Raw genomic sequence first — 4,491 nt, 5'->3', positions numbered from 1 at the left:
CGAAGGTGTTCCGGTGGTCATAGCGAGAGGGAAACGCCCGGTCACATTCCGAACCCGGAAGCTAAGCCTCTCAGCGCCGATGGTACTGCAAGGGGGACCTTGTGGGAGAGTAGGACGCCGCCGGACTCAACGTTGCAACACCAGGGAACCCCTGACCACCACGTGGTCAGGGGTTTTCTGCGTTCCCGGGGCGTTCGTGCAGCTCCTGTTACCGTCGGTGGCGGGGGTGTCACTTGGCGAACACGCGGCGTGCTGGTGCGGGATCGGACGCGAATCGTCGGTCTGCGTGGACGGCGGTGACCGTGGCGGCCGTGCTGACGCTCAATGCCGTGCTGTTCCCGCTCCTCCTGCCGTTCGGTCTGGTCGGAACGCTTTCGTTCGCCCTGCTGCTCCCGGGCATCGTGGGGGCGGTCGGCTGTCTTGCGTGGGCCGGGCGCCAGGGGCACGAGCGCGTGGGTGGGGCCGCGGTGGTCGTCGGGTTGGTGTTGCTCGCGTCGCCACTGTTGTCGTTCGGCGTGTGGCAGTTGGCGCCGTGGCTCGGGTCGTGACCAGCTGAGCGGGTAGAGGGCGTGCGAGGTCAGGGGAGGAGTCCGAGCTCCATGGCGCGGGTGACCGCTCGGGTGCGGTCGTTGACGCCGAGTTTCTCGAACACGTGCCCGAGGTGGGTCTTGACGGTGGTCTCGCTGAGGAAGAGTGCGCGGCCGATGGCGGGGTTCGAGTTGCCCTGTGCGACGAGCTGCAGCACGTCGAGCTCGCGTGGGGAGAGCGATGGTCCGGTCGCCGGGGCGCCGGTGGTTCGCCGGACGAGGGCGGCGACGGCCGAGGGTGCGAGGGCGGTCTCTCCGCGTGCGGTGGCTCGGACGCCGGCGAGGATCTCCGATTCGGGGGCGGCTTTCAGCAGGTAGCCCGCGGCTCCGGCTTCGATCGCGGCGAGGATCTGGTCGTCGGACTCGTAGGTGGTGAGGATGAGGACGCGCACGCCGGGCTCCTGCGCGAGGATCTGCGCCGTGGCGGCGTCGCCGTTCATGCCCGGCATCCTGAGGTCCATCAGCACGACGTCAGGGCGCTCAGCGAGGGTCACAGCCACGACAGCGTCGCCGTCGCTTGCCTGTCCCACGACCTCGATGTCGTCGGCTTCCTGCAGGAGGGAAACGATGCCGCTGCGGACGATCGGGTGGTCGTCGGCGACGACGACGCGGATCACTGCGCGGCTCCGGTGATCGGGTTCGGCGCGAGGTCCGCACCCACCACGGCGCTGAACGCTGACCCGACCGGTAGGTCCGCGCTGGGAATGCCGGGCACGTTCGGGGCGACTCCGGTGGGCAGCTCGACCACGACGACCGTGCCGTGTCCGGGTGCGCTGACGATCGTGCAGGTCCCTCCTGCGAGGGCGAGGCGCTCCCGGAGTCCGCGCAGGCCGTGACCGGGGGACGGGACTGCCGGGTCGAAGCCGACGCCGTCGTCCTCGACGCGGAGGGTGGCCCGGTCAGCCGCCACGTGGAGTGCGACGTGCACCGAGGCTGCGTCGGCGTGTGCGCGGAAGTTGGCCAGTGCCTCCTGGGCGGTGCGCAGCAGCACCACCTGCGTGTCGCGGTCGAGCACGCAGTCCGCGGCGGTGACCGCGACCGGGACACCGGTCTCGCGGGTGAAGCGTTCGCCGAGGCGGTGCAGGGCGGCGGCCAGTCCGTCTCCGGCGATGCCGGCGGAGCCCGCGGCGACGAGGGTGCGGGATTCCTCGAGGGCGGCGCGGGCGGACTCCTCGAGGATCGTGAGGCGTTCGTCGAGGCGGTCGACGCGGTCGGCAGCGAGGTCGCCACGAGCACGTTCGGTGAGCATGACGATGCCCGCGAGGTTCTGGGCGACGGTGTCGTGCAGTTCGCGGGCGAGCCGTTCTCGTTCGCTCGTCACGCCGGCGCGACGGTGCGCCTCGGCGAGGGAGTCCTGCGTCGCACGGAGCTCGTCGATGAGCTGTCGTCGTTCGTCGGACAGCTCCGCGATGCGCGTGATCCACAGGCCGAGGGCGCAGGCGCCGACGACGCTGACCGCCTCGACGAGGAGGGTGCTGACGAGGCCGGTCGGACCGGTGGCGATCTGCAGTCCGACCCCGGATGCGACGCCGATGGCGAGTGACACGAGGATCGCGGGCCGGACGCGGTCGAGCTGGCACCACGCGACCGGGAAGAGCATGCACTGGACGAACGCCGTGGTGGGCACGACCGCCGGGAGGACGAGCGCCGCGACGACGAGCAGCGGGACGAAACCGGCGGCAGCGCGCGGTGACTCGTACCCCCGCCATCCGTACGCGAGGTAGGCGGCGGCGAGGACGGCGAGCATCGCGAACGCCGGCCAGCGGGTGCTCCAGGGTGACCAGGCGAGGACGGCGATGACTGCGACGAGGGCGATCGTGACCGCGACGGCCACGTGGAGACCCCAGTTGCGGTGCGCCGTGATCCGGTCCATCGGCCCAGCATCCCACCTGCCGGTGGCGCCGCGGGAGTTCTCCACGGTCGGCATCAGGCGTCCTTGCGGTTCCACCGGAACGTCAGGAGGCACACGACGACTCCCACGACCAGCCATGCTGCCAGCATGAGTGCTCCCCATCCGAGGTGCCACGCGCCTCCCGGCTCTGCCGAAGCGAACTGCGACGGCAGGAACACCGACCGCATGCCCGATGCCATCCAGCGCAGCGGGAACACGCTCGCGACGTCCTGCAGCCAGTCGGGCAGCTGGGTGAAGGGAAGGTACACGCCGGAGATGAACTGCAGGACGAGCACGACGGGGACGATCGTCGCCGTGGCGCGTCGGCCCTCCCGGGGCAGCGCCGAGATCGCGATGCCGAGGACGCTGCTCACGGCGATGCCGAGGAGCACGATCCACGCGAACGTCCACCAGCGCCCGCCGTCCGTGGGCAGGTCGACGCCGAAGACGAGCCGTGCCACCGCGAGGAGGATCGCGGTCTGCAGGACGCTGGTGACGAGCACCATCCCGATCTTCCCGGCGAAGTACGAGAGCACGGGGAGCGGCGTTCCGCCGAGGCGCTTGAGGGTGCCGTCGCTGCGCTCCCCGGCGATGTCGACGCCGAGCGACTGGGTCCCGGAGAGCAGGAGGCCCGTCGCCACCAGACCGGGGAGGTAGTACGTGGCGTAGTCGACGCTGACGCCGGGACCCGCCTGGATGTCCGGCGCGCTGCTGAACGCGACCGAGAAGAGCGCGAGCATGACGATCGGGAACAGGAAGGTGAAGAACACCGAGTCCGGTGCACGGAAGTACGAGCGGACCTCGTAGCCGACGCGGTGGGCGCTGATCGTCACGGGGTTCATCGGGTACCGACCATTCCGAGGTAGACGTCCTCGAGGGACGGGCGGATGACTTCGAGCTCGTGCATGGCGTCCGGACTGGTCCGGATGTGGCGGGCCGCGTCGTGCGTGCGTACTTCGTGCCGCGTACCGGCTTCGTCGCGCCACCGGACGACCGGGGTCCGTGCCTCGGCACCGCCGATCTCGTCGATCGGGGCGATGTCGAGGAGCTTCCCGTCGGCGATCACCGCGGCACGGTCGGCGAGGTGTGCGGCCTCGTCGAGGTAGTGCGTGGTGAGGAGGATGGTGGTGCCCTCGGCCTGCACACGTCGGAGGAGATCCCAGAACGTGCGCCGGGCCTCGGGGTCGAAGCCGGTCGTGGGCTCGTCGAGGAAGAGGACCTCGGGTCGGCCGATGATCCCGAGTGCCACGTCGACGCGTCGGCGCTGGCCCCCGCTCAGTCGGCTGATCCGCGTGTTGCGCTGCGCCTCGAGCCCGGTCGCGTCGAGCAGCTCGTCGACACTGCGATGCCGCGGGTAGAGCGTGGCGAAGTGGCGCAGCTGCTCCGCCACGGTGACGTTCGGCGACTCCGCGCTCGTCTGCAGCACGATGCCGACGCGGGCGTTGTGGCTGCGACTCGCACGCGCCGGGTCGTGGCCGAGGACCCGGACGTCGCCTCCGGTGCGGGAGCGGTAGCCCTCGAGGACCTCGACCGTGGTCGTCTTGCCGGCACCGTTCGGGCCGAGGAGGGCGAAGGTCTCTCCCCGAGCGATCGTGAAGGACACGTCGTCGACGGCGCGCTTGCCGGTGGCGTACTGCTTCTCGAGGTGGCTGACCTCGATGGCTGGGGTGTCGGGCATGGGTCCAGCCTGACGGGTGGCGGCGCCCGGCGGTTCGACCGGTCCGGCGGAACGGCATCCTCCGATCGGAGGATGCCGCTCCGTTTGATCGGTGGCCGATCCGGTGCCCGGCTGCCGGGGTTCGTGCACCGGATCGGCCATCGGCTGATCGGAACACCTGCGCCGGCGCTCCGGACGCCGTCACTGCGGCAGGCGGTAGACGGGGGACGCACGACACACGGGACCGTGCAGCCGATCATCCGGATGAGCGGGTGGCGGACGGGAGGCGCGTGGCGGGCTGGTGTCGTGTCTTCAGGCTGGCGGGTGGCGGACGGGAGGCACGTGGCGGGCTGGTG

5 protein-coding genes and 1 rRNA gene are annotated in these 4,491 nt (G+C 70.9%); 2 read left to right on the top strand and 4 right to left on the bottom strand.

The window, feature by feature from the left end; genetic code table 11:
* Positions 1-9 precede the first annotated feature (9 nt).
* Positions 10-126: ribosomal RNA gene (gene rrf / locus ACSW7Y_RS16390) — 5S ribosomal RNA — on the top strand.
* Between the two features lie 185 nt (positions 127-311).
* Positions 312-548, top strand: coding sequence for a hypothetical protein (locus tag ACSW7Y_RS16385; RefSeq protein ID WP_438127303.1), 237 nt, complete (start codon positions 312-314; stop codon positions 546-548).
* A 29-nt stretch (positions 549-577) separates the two neighbouring features.
* Here the strand turns inward: ACSW7Y_RS16385 and ACSW7Y_RS16380 are convergent, their stop codons facing one another.
* From ACSW7Y_RS16380 to ACSW7Y_RS16365, 4 genes are read right to left on the bottom strand one after another with little or no spacing between them, the layout of a single operon-like run.
* On the bottom strand, positions 578-1,204 hold the full coding sequence (locus ACSW7Y_RS16380) for a response regulator (protein WP_438127302.1): 627 nt from the start codon (positions 1,202-1,204) through the stop codon (positions 578-580).
* A complete protein-coding gene (locus ACSW7Y_RS16375) occupies positions 1,201-2,460 on the bottom strand; it encodes a sensor histidine kinase (RefSeq protein ID WP_438127301.1) in 1,260 nt (419 codons plus the stop codon). Before ACSW7Y_RS16375 ends, ACSW7Y_RS16380 begins: the two co-directional genes overlap by 4 nt.
* 53 nt (positions 2,461-2,513) lie before the next feature.
* The gene (locus ACSW7Y_RS16370) at positions 2,514-3,320 is read right to left on the bottom strand and encodes an ABC transporter permease (RefSeq protein WP_438127300.1); all 807 of its coding nucleotides are present in this window, start codon (positions 3,318-3,320) and stop codon (positions 2,514-2,516) included.
* Positions 3,317-4,156: an ABC transporter ATP-binding protein gene (locus ACSW7Y_RS16365; RefSeq protein WP_438127299.1), complete on the bottom strand. Its 840-nt coding sequence runs from the start codon at positions 4,154-4,156 to the stop codon at positions 3,317-3,319. The genes ACSW7Y_RS16370 and ACSW7Y_RS16365 overlap by 4 nt, the downstream gene beginning before the upstream one ends.
* Positions 4,157-4,491: the final 335 nt, after the last annotated feature.

It is taken from the genome of Curtobacterium flaccumfaciens (assembly GCF_051548005.1).
In the GTDB taxonomy this organism is placed as follows: domain Bacteria; phylum Actinomycetota; class Actinomycetes; order Actinomycetales; family Microbacteriaceae; genus Curtobacterium.
Note: the sequence above shows the minus strand (reverse complement) of the source record. Positions and strands in the feature narration are given on the sequence as shown.